Raw genomic sequence first — 16887 nt, 5'->3', positions numbered from 1 at the left:
ATCTTATCCTTGTATGAATGGATTGGAGTTCTTTTCAAATCCTATCGTTGTTGATGGACCATGACCGGGATAGACAACAGTATCATCAGGTAGCGTATAGAGTCTTTGTTTGATGCTATCCAAAAGTTGTTGATGGTTCCCTCCAGGGAGGTCAGTGCGGCCAATACTGTTGCGGAAAAGCACGTCCCCACCAATTAAAAATTTTTGTGCAGCAGAATAGAAGCAGATATGTGCAGGTGAATGACCGGGCGCTAGGATCACTTCCAATTCGTCATTGTCTAACCGGATGCTGTCTCCATCATTTAAAAATGCTTCTCCAATAGGAGAGATGTCATAACGGAATCCCATTTGAGGGGCATAGTTCTGAACCGCTACCAAAATAGATAGCTCACCCTCGTGAAATTTAGGGAGAAGACCAAACCGCTCATGAATGAAATAATTGCCCAATACATGATCAATATGACAATGCGTATTCAATAACGATTGGGGACTGAGATTATGTTGATCGACAAATGTCAAAAACTCCGTCTGCTCTTTTTCACCATACATCCCAGGATCGATAATAATGGCATTTCTCTGCTCATTATATAATACGTAAGTGTTTTCTTGGTATGGATTGAATGTGAATGTTCCGATCGTTAGCATAAGGTAAAATTACATTTTTTATTGTTCTCTAAATAGGGAAAGATTCGCTATTCCAAATTTCCCAATTCTTCTCTGCCTGAAGCAGTAACATTTCATACCCATTTTTAGTTCGAGCACCTTTTTCTTTGCCTTTCTTTAGGAAGGTTGTCTCTTCTGGATTATAGATAAGATCATAAAGCAAATGATGATCATTTATATATTCATAAGGTAAGTGGGGAAATTCTGCTATATTGGGAAAGGTGCCTACGGGAGAACAGTTGATAATTAATGTATAGTCAGCTAATATTGCGGCATCTAACTCATCATAGGTATAGTTGTCTATGTGTTTGGTTCTGCTTACAAGTTTGTATGCGATGCCCAATTGATCCAAAGCATAGATTACGGCTTTTGCCGCTCCACCGTTTCCTAGAATCAGGGCTTTTTTATCGTGAGGAACCAAAAGTGGTTTTAATGAAGCTTCAAAGCCATAAGCATCTGTATTGTAACCTTTAAGATGGGGCCTGCCATCAGATAGGTGCCGAATACGGATACAGTTTACTGCTTGTATGGCCTCGGCCTCTTCTGACAGTTCGTCGAGATAATCCATGACTTCTATTTTATAGGGAATAGTAACATTTACTCCATAAAAGTCCTTATTCGTAAAAATTGCAGGAAAATCTGTTATGCGTTCAATTGGATATAGATCATAATCTATATGTTCAATATGTTCCTTTTCAAATTTTTCTAAATAGTATTTCTTGGAAAACGAATGTCCTAGCGGATATCCTATCAGACCTAATTTTTTCATCGAATGGTTTAATACTTCTTTGAGCTTTACGCTCAATCTAATTGTATACCTTCAGTTATATCTGAAAGATTGACTAAGGGTATAGCTATGTTTCCTGTTTTAATTTTTTGGTTTTGTGTATTTTTTTACAATCTCAGTAATGATTTGATTTCCCTGTAATTGGGGGAGGTAATCAAAGAGAATGTAATGCTTTTCGGGATTTGTAGCTAAGCCTAATTCCAAAAAGTTTAAAGCTTCATTGTATTGTCCATTAGCAAATAGATAAGCCACTACACGATAGTATAATTCTGCTGCTTCAGGATTTTGCGTGATCGCATCCGACATCACATTGATGGCTTCATCCATTTTGCTCTGTTCGAATAAGATAGACGAATAATCGAGCCAAGCATCAATATCGGATGGATTTAATGCAACAACTTTCTTATAGGCTTCCTCAGCTTGATCAATTTGCTGTAGCTTATACCTTGCATCTGCGATGGCAAACCAGTAATCTGGATTTGTGTCTTCCAATTCCAAAGCTTTTTTGTAGAAATGAAGCGATTCAAAATAACGTTCTTCAAAATCCAGTGTAACTCCGATACCAAACCAGGCATCCGCTAGTTCGGCATCTAGCTTCACAGCTTTTTTATAGTAGTTTCGAGCTTCTTCCATTTGTTCGAGCTTTTCGTAGCATTCGCCTATTGCACAATAAGTGTCGGCGCTAGGCTGTTCATATTCGAAGGTTTGCTTATAGACATCCAAAGCTTCCTGATAGCGGTCTAAGTTGACAAGTGCATTCCCTTTGTTGAAATAAGCCGACGAGAAATCTTCTTTGATCAATATGGAATAGTCATAAGCGTCCAATGCTTCTTCGAATTTGCTGATTTTATGATACGAATTACCCAAATTGTACCAGGCATAATACGAATACGGATCTGAGTCAATATATTTTTTATAAAAAGATATACTTTCTTCCTGTCTGTCAAGCACATCATAGCAATAAGCCAGTTCATAGAGAGCTTCCTGATAGTCCATATTAAGTTCAAGTGCTTTCTTTAAATAGACAATAGCTTTGTCATAATTCATTTGCGCCTGAAAAATCATCGCAACATGAAAGTAGACTTCATCCTTATTGTCCAATAAGGGCAATGCTTTGAATAGCTGATCCAATGCTTCATCAAACTGTCCTATACTTCCCAGTATACCACCTCTAATCAAAAATATATCGCCTTCTGAAGCTTCCAGTAGTTCCGCTTTGTCCAGAGCTGCCAATGCATTCCGGTATTGCTGAATTGTTGAAAACAATTGGGCCTGCTTTAACAGAAAGGTAATATCAAAGGGATGTTGGCTTATCGCAAATTCTGTTACTTGTAAAGCCTTTACAGGGTCATTTTTTTCAGCGTAGTAGTCTATTATTCCTTCGAAAGCCTTGGAGTCAAAAAAATACTGATCCTCGTTTCGAAGCATTTCCTCATATCTGTCCACCGAGATTTTTCTTTCTTCGGGGTTTTCAAATTCAAAATCCTCTTCCATTCTCAAAAGTTTAAAACCAGTATTCTGTTCCTTAAATCAAAATACTAATTTCTTATCTAATTTGCTTGAATAAATTTTCCACAAATTGGATATCATCCACAAAGTTAAGGATAAATACTGTCAAAATAAAAAAGCCGGCTCTAGAGCCGGCTTTTAATATAATGGTATAAATTATATACGATTATTTTTTGATCTCAACACGACGGTTTTGAACACGACCTTCTTCAGTTGAATTAGAAGCAACTGGGTTTTTCTCTCCGTAACCGTTAGCAGTGATGCTTGATGAAGAAACACCAGCATTTACCAAATATTGTTTTACAGAGTTAGCACGGTCTTTAGACAAAGTCAAGTTGTAAGCTTCAGAACCTTCTGCAGATGCATAACCGTCTAAAGTTACAGATGAATTGTTATCACGTACTTCTTTAGCCAATTTGTCTAAAGTTGAGTATGATGAAGTCTGTAATACTGAGCTATCAAATTCAAATTGAATTGGCGCATAGTAACCGTTAGAAGTAACGTTGTTAACAACTGGCTCTGGGAATTTGATTGGACATCCTGAACCATCTACTGGAGTACCAGCTGGTGTGTTAGGGCATTTATCAAATTTGTCAGATACACCGTCACCATCAGCATCAGCACTTAATGTGTTAACAGTACCTTCTAAAGTGCTTACACGTTGTTTCAATGCTTCAACTTCGTTTCTCAATGAAGGATCTTTCAATTCATCATACATTGTAGCAACTGGGTTAGCAAAAGTCAAGTTTTGTTTGTCTTTTGAACCTAAAGTGAACTCTAAACCACCGTATACGTTAGCGAAACGTTGTTTCGTAGTAGTGTTTCTACCTGGTCCGTACAATAATGCTTCATCAGTGAAGTTCATTGTGTAACCTAAGTTCAACGCAACAACTTCAGATAATTTGAATTTAGCACCAACACCCACAGGAACGATCATACCTAAGCGGTACTCCTTATCTTGAGGTTCTGAAGGAGAACGATCTCCTAATACGTCTTCACCCCATTTTTGATTATAAACAACAGTTCCACCAAAATCATTGTTAGAGTACTGAATAGGATTGTAAGCGAATGCACCGATACCTACTTTAGCATAGAAATTAACTGCGTTTTCTCTTCTCAAGAAGTCAATAGTACCTAATTGGAACACACCGTTTAAGCTAGCCGCCCAGTTTACCTTTGTTTCTGCTGATTGAGCACGTCCTAATTTAGAGCCAGAACCAGCTTCAAAAGCAGGACCAGACTCATCGTGGTTGTAAGTTTTGATCTTACCACGGTTCGCTTCAACTTCTAAACCGAATAGGTGAGAGAATTGTTTACGTACTGTCAAACCATAGTACTCACCTACTTTGTTTTGGAAGTAACCAACTTTTTGACCAAAGTTGTTGTTACCACCGATAACAGCATTAGGAGTAGTAATACCGCCTTGAACTCCGATAGACCAAGTTCTGTATTGTGATCTACCACCGAATACTTGTTGAGCTTGTGCTGTATCAGCGAAACCTAAAGCGGCAACTAATGTAGCAGCAACAGCTGTTTTTTTAATTGTAGAATAGTTCATACTCTTGTTTTTAAGGTTATTATTAATTTTAATTGTTTTCAAACTTTAAATTCTCTTGTCTTAACACATGGAACAGTACAATTGCCGTGCCAAAGTCTTAAAATTATGTTAAATTTTTGTTTTTGCTATATTTTGCACTAAATTAAGTATTTAATGTGAAACAACAAAACAAAAATTCGGTACGAAAGTACCAAATTTTTGTTTTGTTTCAATAGCTTTAAGAAAAAAATTAAGAAATTCTTTCTAAAGTAAATAATGAACGATAACTAAAGACAGCCCGCCAAGCAATGCCGACACCGGAATTGTCAGTATCCAGGCCCATAATAAACTGATGGTAACACCCCAACGGACAGCCGATACACGCTTGACAACACCGACACCGATAATGGCACCTGTGATTGTGTGTGTTGTAGATGCCGGAATCCCGAAATGTTCGGTTATCCCTAAGGTAACGGCTCCCGCGGATTCAGCACAAACCCCTTCTAATGGTGTTACTTTCGTGATTTTCGTTCCCATTGTTTTCACAATTTTCCAGCCACCACTCATTGTTCCGGCTGCTATTGCTGCGTAACAAGTCAACGGAATCCATTCAGGCATATGTTCCGTGTTTTCCATATAGCCACCAGCTACCATGGCTACAAGGATAATACCCATTACTTTTTGTGCGTCATTACCTCCATGGGCAAAACTCAAACCCGCCGAAGAAACCAACTGTAGTACTTTAAACCATTTTTCGGCAACACTAGGACGGGAGTTTTTCGCCAAGTTGATTACTATGAGCGTAATGATAATGGATATGGTCATACCAATGATTGGGGCCAGAACGATGAAAGCGATAATTTTTAAAGTCGCATCGATATTAATGGCATGAATAGGATCTGCTCCAAGAATGAAAGCATAGGCCATTCCTGATCCCGCAAAACCTCCAATTAGGGTATGTGATGAACTCGATGGTACTCCGTAATACCAAGTAAACAAGTTCCAGCCAATTGCTGCGAGCAAGCCCGCAAAAATGACCTCAAGGGTAATATATTCTTCCAATACCGTTTTGGCAATGGTGTTGGCCACTTTATGGTCTGTAAAGTAGAAATAAGCAGCAAAGTTGAATATGGCAGCCCATAATACAGCCATTGCCGGTGTGAGAACTTTTGTTGATACAACTGTCGCAATTGAGTTGGCGGCATCATGGAATCCATTGATGTAGTCAAATGCAATCGCTAGGACAATCACAACAACGAGTAATGTTGACATCATAATCTCGTAGAATTTTTATGCACTAATGATCGAATGATTATGCGTTTTTAACTAGAATACTTTCTAAGACGTTAGCAACATCCTCGCATTTGTCTGTTGCATCTTCCATTGCGGATAATACCTCTTTGTGTTTGATCAATGAGATCGCATCTTTTTCAAATTCAAAAAGATCAGCCACCGCTTTGTCAAAAATATAGTCTGCTTTGTTTTCAACACTATTGATACGTACGCACGAATCAGTAATGTTGCGAATGTTTTTTAAGTCACGAAGTTCGTGGATTGCTTTTGAGACATGCTCCGTAGCTTCTACCAATAGATCCGCGATTTCGATCATTGGCTCTGTTGCTTTTTCTACTTTGTATAAATCCATTCTGTTGGCAGCGCCATGTATAAAGTCCGCTACATCATCCAATGAACTTGCTAGTGAGTGTATATCTTCACGGTCAAAAGGTGTTATGAAGTTTTTGCCTAGTTCCAAATGAATTTGATGGGTGATGTTGTCACCTCTGTGCTCCAAGTCTTCCATCTTGCGTGTGAACTCCTTCTTCTTCTCGGGATTGTTTGAGTTAACAATATCTTTTAACAACTGAGACATTTCGATCAAATTGTTGCCTGCTTGTTCAAACAAAGGAAAGAATTTTTTGTCCTTTGGAACGAAGTATTGAAAAATGCTATTTAAAGACATATCTTAAATTTATTTTTGCAAAAGTAACACCCTAATGTTAAGTTAATGTTAACATTGGTTTTGTTTAAACACAAAAGTGTCATCAATTGTTTAATCTCCGGTCTGAACTTTTTGTAAAGTAAAGCCAAACGTGGTTCCAATACCCTCGGTACTGCGGACATTAACATTTTGCTGATGGGCTTCAATAATATGTTTTACAATAGCTAGACCTAGGCCAGAACCGCCAATATCTCTCGATCGACTTTTGTCTGTTCGAAAGAATCGCTCGAATACGCGGCTCAGATTTTTTTCTTCAATACCATAACCATCGTCAGTGATTTCAATGAGCACTTGCTCAAATAGTGGAAAAATTTTGATTTTTGTGGTCCCTCCTTCCTTCCCATATTTCAGGGAATTGTCTATTAGATTATACAGCACCTGATGTACTTTGTTGCGGTCGGCTTTGACCCAGTGCGGTGTGCCAGCTTTAGGTTTAAACTCAATTTTGATATTGTGTTGTTTGGCCTTGTCTTCTAACGAATATGAGGTATCTTTAATCAGGTCTACAATGTCAAATTTTTCAATGTTCAAGACCATTTTCCCCGATTCCAATTTGGATATTTCATCTAAATCCTGAATGAGATAATTTAATCTATCAAGATTGCGGGCAGCTTTATCCAAGAAATTTTTTGCCATTTCCATATCCTCCTCCATTAATCCATCTTGCAGGGTTTCGATGTAACCCTGGGTGGCAAAGAGGGGTGTTTTGAATTCATGTGAGATATTGGATAGGAATTCACGCCGAAATTTCTCCTGAGATTTTAATTGTTCAATTTCATTTTTTTTATCTTTCGCCCAAGCTTTGACATCGTTCTCGGCATCTGTGATGGGATCTTCACTGACGTGTTCACCAATTGCATCTTTAAGGTCCTTGCCAAGCTTGAGGTTGTGAATTAGCTTATACATGGTATTGAGACGGCGATAGATGTATTTCTCGAACAGATAGTTGAATAGCAGAAAGCAGACCACAAGCGCAACAAAAAATATAATCAGCGCGGTCTGAAGATCGTGTTTATAATAAAAGCTGATGGTGGATATTGCGATACCAACGCCAGCGGAGTTTGCCAATAATAATTGTCTAAAATTCATCTGTTGAATAAAAAAGGCCCCTAATTGGAGCCTAAGTTACTTATTATGGTATTAATAAATTGTTAAAATTTTCCGATAATGGTCTTGGCCCCAGTAACTTTATCGCCAATATTCACATTGATTTCTGTTCCCAGCGGTAGAAATAGATCGACACGCGAACCAAATTTGATAAAACCGAACTCGGTTCCTTGAACAACCTGATCATTTTCTTTTACATACCAAACAATGCGGCGGGCTAATGCGCCGGCGATTTGACGAAAAAGAACTTCTCTTCCTTCTTTATCTTTCACCACGACAGTCGTTCTTTCGTTATCTGTAGAGGATTTTGGATGCCAGGCAACCAAAAATTTCCCCGGATGGTATTTGAAAAAAGTGACCAGACCACTGATGGGGTTTCGATTCACATGCACATTGACGGGAGACATGAAAATAGAGACCTGGATCCTTCTGTCATGAAAATACTCGTTTTCTTCGGTTTCTTCGATAACTACAACTTTTCCATCTGCGGGGCATAAGATTGTACCATCTTGTGGACTAACGACTTTCTTGGGGCTTCTAAAAAACTGGACAACAGTGATGAATAGGAATGCTGATAGGGCATATATAAACCATTTTACATACTGTGACGCATCATAATAATCCGCAACGGCATTGATGATAAAGATAATAAGTATAGCAATCGCTAAGGTGGTATATCCTTCTTTATGGAATTTCATATCTATTTATTTCTGCAAAGATAATTATTTACTCGAATTGTCGATTTCTCTTTCAATTTTAATTGAATGCGTATAGACCTTTCCATCACCTGCTGTTGCAATACTCCCAGAAACTTTAATCGTATCGTCCTGAGGTTGATCTTGTTTGTAGGTTGGAAAATAAAAATCTATGCTTTTGGCAATGCGATTCAAAATATTAAGATAATTTTCATTATCTGAGTTTACATTCAATTTGAGGCTCCGTAAATTGGCTATCCCTGTTTTCTTGACCTCAACATCATAGGAAAAGTTTAATTGACCGGTAACTTCAATTCCACTTTTATTGAAGCCATCGGTAAAGCGTTTGGCAAGAAACGTATAGAAATTTGAATAGTCATCAAAATTACAGGATTTACCCTGTAATAATTCTGCACGGACAAAATAATCGTAGGGCAAAATGCTCAACGACTGAAAATCTTCGCTTGGGAGTTCTCCATTATCATCGTAGGTTGCGGTGATTTTTCCATTGACAAATCGCTGTGTCATTGCGTAAATGGGTTGCTGCCCCACATTGTAAAAGTAGGTGTTCCAATTTCCCTGTGGTTTACCACCTTTTACTTTACCTTTGCGAAGATAAAAATCGTAACCAAATTCAGTGAAGCCTTCAAAAGGTATTGCAAATTCATAGTTTCCTTCACCTTCAACAACTTCCTGTTTTCCCCGGTTATCCCAGTAATCTTTGATGAAATAACCAAAATCACCATAAGAGATCGTCAATAATGGTTTGCCATCAGGATAATAATATTTCCAATCGCCAACAGGATAGTTATCTTTAAAATTTATCTCCCATTTCAGCACACCATTTGGGTGAAAAGCCTGAAATAAACCCTCCTTTTTACCATCTGTATAGTTTCCCACCAGTATGCGATCGCCATTGGGGGCAAAATCACGAAATTCCCCGTCGAAAATCTGTTTTGTGAAATCAAATTTGCTGACGCGTTCAATTGTTTTGAATTCGCAATCTTTTGTTGCCAGATAATAATATTTATCAAAATAGAAACGAATCAATCCCTGATCTAATTTTTCGTAAAATACGGGTTTACCTTCTTGTGCTAAAATAGATTTAAAGCAAAACGATGATAAAAACAACAGTATATAAATGAATTTTTTAGTCATAACAAAAATTAATGTGCCTCAAGCCAATTTTTACCTTCTCCGATTTCAACGACTAATGGGACCGTCGTTTTTATAGCATTTGTCATTTTGTCCAGAATAATGGTTTTGAATGCTTCGATTTCTTGTTTCGGAACATCAAAGACCAGTTCATCATGAACCTGCATAATCATTTTGCCCTTGAGTCCCTGTTGTTCGATTTCTTGTTGTATTGCAATCATGGCAATCTTGATTAGATCTGCTGCTGACCCCTGAATCGGTGCGTTGATTGCATTTCGTTCAGCAAATCCGCGAACCGTCATGTTTGCCGAATTAATATCTCTCAAATAACGTCTACGCTTTAAAATTGTTTCAACGTAACCTTTCTCTTTCGCAAATTCAACAGCATCGCTCATATACTTTTTTATACCCGTATATTGGTTGAAGTATTCATTAATAATGTCCGCTGCTTCTTTGCGTGAGATACCTAGATTTTGGGATAGACCAAAGGCGGATTGACCATAAATAATGCCGAAGTTGACTGCTTTCGCATTGCGTCGTTGTTCGGACGTTACTTCGTCGAAAGCCATGTTATAAACTTTCGCTGCCGTAGCACGGTGGATATCATGTCCTTGACTGAAGGCCTCCAGCATATTTTGATCTTTACTCAATTCCGCAATTAGGCGCAATTCGATCTGTGAATAATCGGCGGATAAGATCACATTGTCCGCTGAGCGGGGAATAAAGGCTTTTCTCACTTCCCGGCCTCTTTCCGTGCGAATCGGGATATTCTGCAAATTGGGATTGGTAGAGCTCAGGCGGCCAGTGGCTGCGACGGCTTGATTGTAGGATGTATGAATCAGACCGGTTTCTGGATTGATCAACTCCGGTAATGAATCTACATAAGTTGATTTTAATTTCTGTAATTGTCTAAAATTCAAAATATCCTGAACGATATCCGATTTGTGCGCTAAAGCTAATAGAACATCTTCACCCGTTTTATATTGCCCTGTTTTTGTTTTTTTTGCCTTTGGATCCAATCGGAGTTTATCGAACAGTATTTCACCTAATTGTTTGGGAGATGCAATATTAAAATTAACTCCTGCCTTTTCAAATATAGACTCCTCGAGATTGCGAATGTCCTGTTCTAAGATTTTTGAAAATTCACCGAGGGCAGGTACATCCACTTTTACGCCGTTACGCTCGATTTCGGCAAGTACGTAAACAAGTGGAAATTCGACATCCTGAGCTAATTGCAGCGTGTCTGTCTCTACCAGAAGTGGTTGAAATATGTTTTTTAGCTGCAAAGTAATGTCCGCATCTTCTGCAGCATATTCTTTGATTTTTTCGAAATCAACATCCCGCATATTTCCTTGCTTTTTCCCTTTTTCTCCAATGAGTTCGGTAATTGAGACTGGGGTGTAATTTAGATAGTTCTCTGCAAGTACATCCATGCCATGACGTGTATCAGGGTCAATGAGGTAATGCGCCAGCATGGTATCGAATAAGGTCCCCTGGACCTTAACACCATATCTTGCCAATAGGAGAATATCGTATTTTATATTCTGACCTATTTTTTCAATGGCTGGATTTTCAAGCACTGGTTTAAAAATGTCGACGATTCGCTGTGCTTCTTCCCGATTTGCTGGCGTAGGGATATAATATGCTTTTGCTGTTTCAAACGAAAAAGATAGTCCGACAATATCAGCGAGATTCGCGTCTAATCCTGTTGTTTCGGTATCAAAGCAAAAGCTGTCCTTTGTGGCTAGCTCCTTGGCAAGTTTTTCTTGTTCATCACGAGTATCCACTAACCTGTATTCGTGTGTCGTATTATGGATATTGTTTAGAACAATATTTTCACTAGATGCTTCTATTTCTATAGCTGTACTTGTGGTTATAGTTGTTGTCTGTACAGCAAATAAATCCATCTGCCCATTTACAGGAGCACTTTTCTCAAGGATGGAGAAATCTTCTCCAAATACTCTTTTCCCAAGCGTTCTAAATTCCAGTTCAGCAAAAAGCGGCTCGAGAATCTCTTTATTCGGATCCTCAAGTTCCAATGCTTTTTCGTTAAGTTCAACTGGAACATCCAATAGAATTGTTGCTAGTTTTTTTGAGATCAGCCCCTGTTCGGCAAAATTTTCGACATTTTCACGCATTTTGCCCTTAAGCTGATCCGCATTGGCTATAATGCCTTCAACGGAGCCAAATTCCTGAACAAGTTTCTTTGCCGTTTTCTCTCCGATGCCGGGAATTCCCGGAATATTATCTACAGCATCTCCCCATAGACCCAAAATATCAATGACCTGGCAGACATCGGTAACTTCCCATTTTTCGAGAATTTCTTTGACTCCTTGTACTTCAGCCCCATTGCCCATGCGTGCCGGTTTGTAAATAAAAATATTGTCCGAGACAAGCTGACCAAAATCTTTATCCGGTGTCATACAGTAGACTTGGAAGTTTTCTTGTTCTGCTTTTTTCGCCAATGTTCCGATAATATCATCCGCTTCATAGCCGTCCATTGTAATAATTGGAATATTAAATCCTTCAATCAGACGGTAGATATAAGGAATAGAGGCCGCAAGGTCTTCCGGCATTTTTTCGCGATGTGCTTTATAGGCTTCAAATTCAATATGGCGTGCGGTAGGAGCATCCGTGTCGAACACTACTGCTATATGAGAAGGTTGCTGATTTTTCAATACCTCCAATAGTGTATTGGTAAATCCCATGATTGCCCCTGTATTCAACCCTGTCGAGGTGATGCGTGGGGTCTTGCTCAATGCAAAATATGCTCTATATATAAGAGCCATTCCATCTAAAAGAAATAGTTTTTTCACAAAATTGAATTTTAGTCTCCTTACAAAGGTAAGAAATTCATCAAACCGTAAGTTTAATAAATTTTTCCGATTTTTGTGCTATGACACATTTAATGCAACAGGTTCTATGAGAGGATTGGTAACTAAGTCTACGGGTAGTTGGTATCAGGTTTTGGGCGAAGACGGCAAAAGATATGATTGCCGGATCAAAGGGAAATTTCGTACCAAGGGAATTAAAACAACCAACCCGGTAGCTGTGGGCGATTGGGTGCATTTTGATGTAGAGCCGGATCTTGAAAGTGCTGTCATTCGCGAGCTGGAGCCCCGTCGCAATTACATTATTCGAAAGTCGGTGAATCTTTCTAAACAAACGCAAATTATCGGAGCTAACTTGGACCAAGCCTTACTGGTGGTCACTTTGGCTTCTCCACCAACTTCTTTGGGTTTTATTGATCGTTTTTTAGTAACGACCGAAGCTTACGGCATACCAGCGGTGCTTATTTTTAATAAACTCGACCTTTTTAGTGATGAGGGGCTAGAGATATTGGCCGAGTATAAAGCTATTTATGAACGAATAGGTTATCTGTGTTATGAGGTGTCTGCCCTAACAGGAAAGAACATTGATGTTGTCAAGGGGTTGCTTCAGGATAAGATTACATTGGTTTCGGGACATTCCGGTGTGGGTAAATCCACATTGATCAACGCAATTGTACCTGAATATGGTCTGAAAACGGGTGAAATTTCAGACTGGTCTGACAAAGGCAAGCATACCACAACATTTGCGGAGATGTTTGATTTGCCATTTGGGGGAAAACTGATTGATACGCCCGGCATTCGCGAATTGGGGATTGTGGATATCGAAAAGCAAGAACTGTCCCATTTTTTTCCTGAGATGCGCGCGTTGATGAACCAGTGCCGATTCAATAATTGTAGACATATCAACGAGCCCGGCTGTGTTATTATGGGAGCCGTGGAGGATGGGGAGATTGAATCTTCACGTTACGATAGTTATCTCAGCATATATCATAATGAAGATAGTAGAGCTTAATACAGAAGAGGCTTCCACATATGGAAGCCTCTTCTGTATTTAAAAGGACGAGCGGGTTTATTTTATGGCTTGTGTTAGATTCAGGTAGTCCCTTAGATAGGTACATTCCTTTGAAGCCATATTGAAAAAAGGCGTGTCCTTATAATGCGTATTTAGCTCTTTAAAGTATTTATTCTGCAGCGAAAAGCGGTAGAACGGATTTTTCAAAGGGGAGTCATAGTATTGCCAGCGTGTTTCATCTGTATAAACAAAATCCTTCTGTTCACATTTTGCAAGCATGAAGGTACATTTGGCCTTAAATTCTTTATCTGCGCTCAGTGAACGGGCTTTGGAATACCATTCTTTTGCTGATTTTGTCTGTAAATAATTCCGTTGCCAGTGAATTGTTGTAGCGGCATGACTGTCTGAGGATGCCCAATCGTACGACACCAGGGACCAGGCATTTCCGTAGGTGCTGGTCTGATAAATTCCTGTAGCCATCTGAAAATAATAGTCTGCTTTCTTCTGATTGTTTTTTTCGCTTTTTATGGCATTTTCCAATCGCGCCATACGTTCAGCATATTTTAGCTTGGTTGTATTCTCTTTTCCGTATTTCTTGGGATAATCATTGATGGTGACGATGAATGGGCTGGGTATAACATTATTTTCATCTTCGCTGTACGAGTTCTTTATTTCTTTTGTTTTGTGGTCTTTAGGAAGCGTCTGTAGTGTTTTGGCGGCGTTTTGGAAGTCCAGTTCCCGTAAATATGCTGTCCCTAAAAGCTCGGTCAGATAGTCTCTATTGAAATGCTTGATATCCTCCAATAAAAAACGGGATAATGTGTTTTGCTGTGTGTTGTCGGACAATAAAGTTCTTATTTTTATTAATGTTTTGGGTGTAAGACTATTTTCCCAAAAGTGCATGGTGGACCATTGCATGTTGTCTTCAAGATAATCCTTTGCGACACCATAATTATAGAAAATATCTGCTTTAACAGCGGCTAAACTCGCCATGGCAGTATCCTGCGTGCTGAGATAGTGTTTGACGACGAGATTCTGGAGTATGTTTCTGGCGATTAAACTATAGTTGCTGTATTCGAAAGCACTATAGCTCCATTCGTTTTTCTTGCTTGAACTTTTACCGTCTTCTTTGGCCTTCTCTTCCAACCATGCCAATGTTTTGACAAGCTTTGGTTGGTCTATCTGTTTGCTGGTTTGCCAATCGGCTAACTGCGCAAGTAATGCCGTAATCTGATATTGATCTGCCAGCTTAGGGTTCAGATCACTTTCCTTGACCAGGGCAAGATATTTTTTTGCAAGATCATTTTCTTTGTTCATCCAGCTTAAATAGGCTGCAGTAATCAAGCCGAGCTGTGGTTGGACGTATTTTTTGTCTTGATAAAGGTTTAAAGCAAAATTACGAAGGGAATCCAAGTGTTGTTTAACCGTGTTTTTGTCCTCGTTTCGGGAATAATAATTATAGTTTTCGCCGTAGCCGATGTAAAACGACTCGTTCATGTCACCTTCTATTTTATTCACTTCTCTTCCTAGCAAAACGGCATTTACTGTATTGGCTGGATCAAGCTTATAACAGGCGTTTAAATATTTCATGGTGCGGTCTCCTGTACCGAAACCAATAATGGCGTTAATGTTAAAATTGTCGGCATCATTGGTTGCATATTGAAAAATTTCAGTATCGGAAGCTGTGATGTAATGAAAATTTGAGTAGGCCAAAACCCGTCTTTCGGGACTTGCTGTGAATAATTTGGAAAAAAGGTAGGCGGCTTTGGCTCCATCTCCATTTTTACGGACGGCGCCAGCATAGTTTGAAAGTGCCCAATTTAGAATCGCATCATTGCCTTTAATGGGCTGTAGGTATTTTTCATAAATTGCAATACTTTTCCCATATTCCTGACCGAATAGATATAAGCGTGCAGCCTGATAAGCATAACGCACAAAAAGAAAACTGTTTTTTTTATGCTTGTTGATCTGCGTTTCGGCGAGTTCAGCATATTGTACGATCTCTTTAAAATTCCGCGTATCGGGATCCCAGTAATTATGCTGAACATTTGTAATAGGCTCTTGCTTTTTTGTGAAAACAAAGTAAGCTCGCTCAGGCTCATGTTTACCATCAATTAAGGTTTGTACAAATGTATTTCCTTTGATGGAGTCAGGAAGATTACTCCAGGAAGATTTTTTTTGATTACTGACCAAATCAGCCGTCGCCGAATCGCTGCGGTACATTAATTGTTCAATATCATTTACATTTACTCCAGGCCCCAAGTGTTTTGCCCAAGCTTCGCTGTTAACGAGGCTTTCCTTAACTGGAGCTTCTTCAGTGTAGAGAAATTGATAAGGGATGTATTGAAATGCAGAAAACCCGTTGTCTTCAAGATTTGGAAGATAATAAGTCGTTTGGTTGTCATAGGGATCCACTTCGGGACCACAAGCGATATTTGTTGCAATTTCTCCAAAGAAGAATGCAATAGTAGTGCTAGAAAGCACGAATAATTTCCTGTAACTCGGCATTGTCATGATTTGCTAATGTAGCTTGATCTAAATGATAAAAAATAATCTGATGTTTTTTCCCTTTCAACTCTCCCCTCAAAAATTTTGCCGTTTGCAAAAGATCATTTTGTGTTACTTTCTCAAACCGCACGACATCTCCTTTTTTGAGGTTTGCTTTAGGGAGATCGACAGCCAAAATATATAAGTTGCTGTTCGGATTATGGGTAAATAGGTTTGTATTATTGATATCCTGCTCGCTAATATATTTTGAAATGCCGATGTAACTATTGTTTCTAAAGACCACAAACCATTGAAATAAGGGAAGAGCGATATCCATTTCCATTGGATAATTGCGTAGCGTACCACCTAAATAGGTATTTAGATCCTGTTGATTCAGGATAGAATTCTGGTTTCCGAATTGGCGCAAGTTGCCCATGTTGTAACACATTAATGTTGCTTTTTTTACTGGCGGGATACCACTTGTAACCGTGTTCTTAACCTGATGTAACCTTAATGTTGAGCTGACGACAATGCCTTTTAAATCAGGTAATTCTTGTAGGTACTTGAGCAGGTAGAAGAATTTGTCCCGTGAGGATTGAGTCCAGTCACAGTCCAGTTGCAATGCGTTAAATTCTTCTTTGCCGGCCTGCTTAATTTTTGCAGAGACAAAAGGTACAATTTTATTGGCTAAAGCCCTTATCTGTAAACTGTCCATTTCTGAAAAAATGCGTTGATTGATAAACACGACTGGTATTAACGCTTGTTCTTTAGGGACTGGCTGGGGAAAGGTAATGGGGCTAATCGGGACCGCCTGAACACCGGATGGGTCAAAGTCTATATCCATAATTCGTGTATATATGGATTTGGCTTTGACTTCTTTTAGTGCACGATGCTCCATGGTGTCAATTTTAAAGACCGTTTTCCAATAATAGAAGCCTGTTTCGGGGTTGGAATCTGAACAAGAATTGAATACAAGTAGCCAAAAAGGTATAAGAAATAAAAAATGTCGTGTCCGAAGCTGCATATTCGCTTTATTTAATAGTAGTTGAAACAAAAAGGGAATTGATCTTGTTTGCTATTCAATAAAATAAAGACTAAATTACAA

13 protein-coding genes are annotated in these 16887 nt (G+C 38.9%); 1 reads left to right on the top strand and 12 read right to left on the bottom strand.

The window, feature by feature from the left end; all coding sequences use genetic code 11:
• Window positions 1-3: 3 nt before the first annotated feature.
• The 10 genes from G6053_RS30055 to polA all read right to left on the bottom strand — a co-directional run bounded on the left by G6053_RS30055 (window position 4) and on the right by polA (window position 12268).
• Entirely contained in the window at window positions 4-645 is a 642-nt protein-coding gene (locus tag G6053_RS30055) for an MBL fold metallo-hydrolase (RefSeq protein ID WP_165309479.1), read from the bottom strand.
• A 28-nt stretch (window positions 646-673) separates the two neighbouring features.
• Window positions 674-1432: a shikimate dehydrogenase gene (locus G6053_RS30050; RefSeq protein WP_165309478.1), complete on the bottom strand. Its 759-nt coding sequence runs from the start codon at window positions 1430-1432 to the stop codon at window positions 674-676.
• Window positions 1433-1531: 99 nt separating this feature from the next.
• The gene (locus G6053_RS30045; protein WP_108634564.1) at window positions 1532-2944 is read right to left on the bottom strand and encodes a tetratricopeptide repeat protein; all 1413 of its coding nucleotides are present in this window, start codon (window positions 2942-2944) and stop codon (window positions 1532-1534) included.
• 181 nt (window positions 2945-3125) lie between these two features.
• Window positions 3126-4517 (bottom strand): OmpA family protein, encoded by a 1392-nt coding sequence (locus G6053_RS30040; protein WP_165309785.1) that lies wholly within the window; start codon window positions 4515-4517, stop codon window positions 3126-3128.
• Window positions 4518-4760: 243 nt separating this feature from the next.
• Window positions 4761-5771 (bottom strand): inorganic phosphate transporter, encoded by a 1011-nt coding sequence (locus tag G6053_RS30035; RefSeq protein ID WP_108634566.1) that lies wholly within the window; start codon window positions 5769-5771, stop codon window positions 4761-4763.
• A 37-nt stretch (window positions 5772-5808) separates the two neighbouring features.
• Window positions 5809-6456 (bottom strand): DUF47 domain-containing protein, encoded by a 648-nt coding sequence (locus G6053_RS30030; protein WP_108634567.1) that lies wholly within the window; start codon window positions 6454-6456, stop codon window positions 5809-5811.
• Window positions 6457-6546: 90 nt separating this feature from the next.
• On the bottom strand, window positions 6547-7584 hold the full coding sequence (locus G6053_RS30025; RefSeq protein WP_165309477.1) for an ATP-binding protein: 1038 nt from the start codon (window positions 7582-7584) through the stop codon (window positions 6547-6549).
• Window positions 7585-7646: 62 nt separating this feature from the next.
• A complete protein-coding gene (locus tag G6053_RS30020) occupies window positions 7647-8300 on the bottom strand; it encodes a phosphatidylserine decarboxylase family protein (RefSeq protein ID WP_108634569.1) in 654 nt (217 codons plus the stop codon).
• Window positions 8301-8324: 24 nt separating this feature from the next.
• Entirely contained in the window at window positions 8325-9455 is a 1131-nt protein-coding gene (locus G6053_RS30015) for a hypothetical protein (RefSeq protein ID WP_108634570.1), read from the bottom strand.
• A gap of 8 nt (window positions 9456-9463) precedes the next feature.
• Window positions 9464-12268 (bottom strand): DNA polymerase I, encoded by a 2805-nt coding sequence (gene polA / locus G6053_RS30010; RefSeq protein WP_165309476.1) that lies wholly within the window; start codon window positions 12266-12268, stop codon window positions 9464-9466.
• 106 nt (window positions 12269-12374) lie between these two features.
• Here polA and rsgA point away from each other — a divergent pair, with 106 nt between their 5' ends.
• Window positions 12375-13295, top strand: a complete 921-nt coding sequence (gene rsgA / locus G6053_RS30005) for a ribosome small subunit-dependent GTPase A (RefSeq protein ID WP_165309475.1) — start codon at window positions 12375-12377, stop codon at window positions 13293-13295.
• A 57-nt stretch (window positions 13296-13352) separates the two neighbouring features.
• Here the strand turns inward: rsgA and G6053_RS30000 are convergent, their stop codons facing one another.
• Together G6053_RS30000 and G6053_RS29995 are read right to left on the bottom strand one after the other, a co-directional pair.
• Entirely contained in the window at window positions 13353-15809 is a 2457-nt protein-coding gene (locus G6053_RS30000) for a hypothetical protein (RefSeq protein ID WP_165309474.1), read from the bottom strand.
• A complete protein-coding gene (locus G6053_RS29995) occupies window positions 15769-16680 on the bottom strand; it encodes a hypothetical protein (protein ID WP_165309473.1) in 912 nt (303 codons plus the stop codon). The genes G6053_RS30000 and G6053_RS29995 overlap by 41 nt, the downstream gene beginning before the upstream one ends.
• Window positions 16681-16887 lie beyond the last annotated feature (207 nt).

Origin of the sequence: Sphingobacterium sp. DR205 (assembly GCF_011064245.1) — a bacterium.
GTDB classification, from domain to species: Bacteria; Bacteroidota; Bacteroidia; order Sphingobacteriales; family Sphingobacteriaceae; genus Sphingobacterium; species Sphingobacterium athyrii.
The sequence above is the reverse complement of the archived record's forward strand: the minus strand, read 5'-3'. Positions and strand labels throughout refer to the sequence as shown.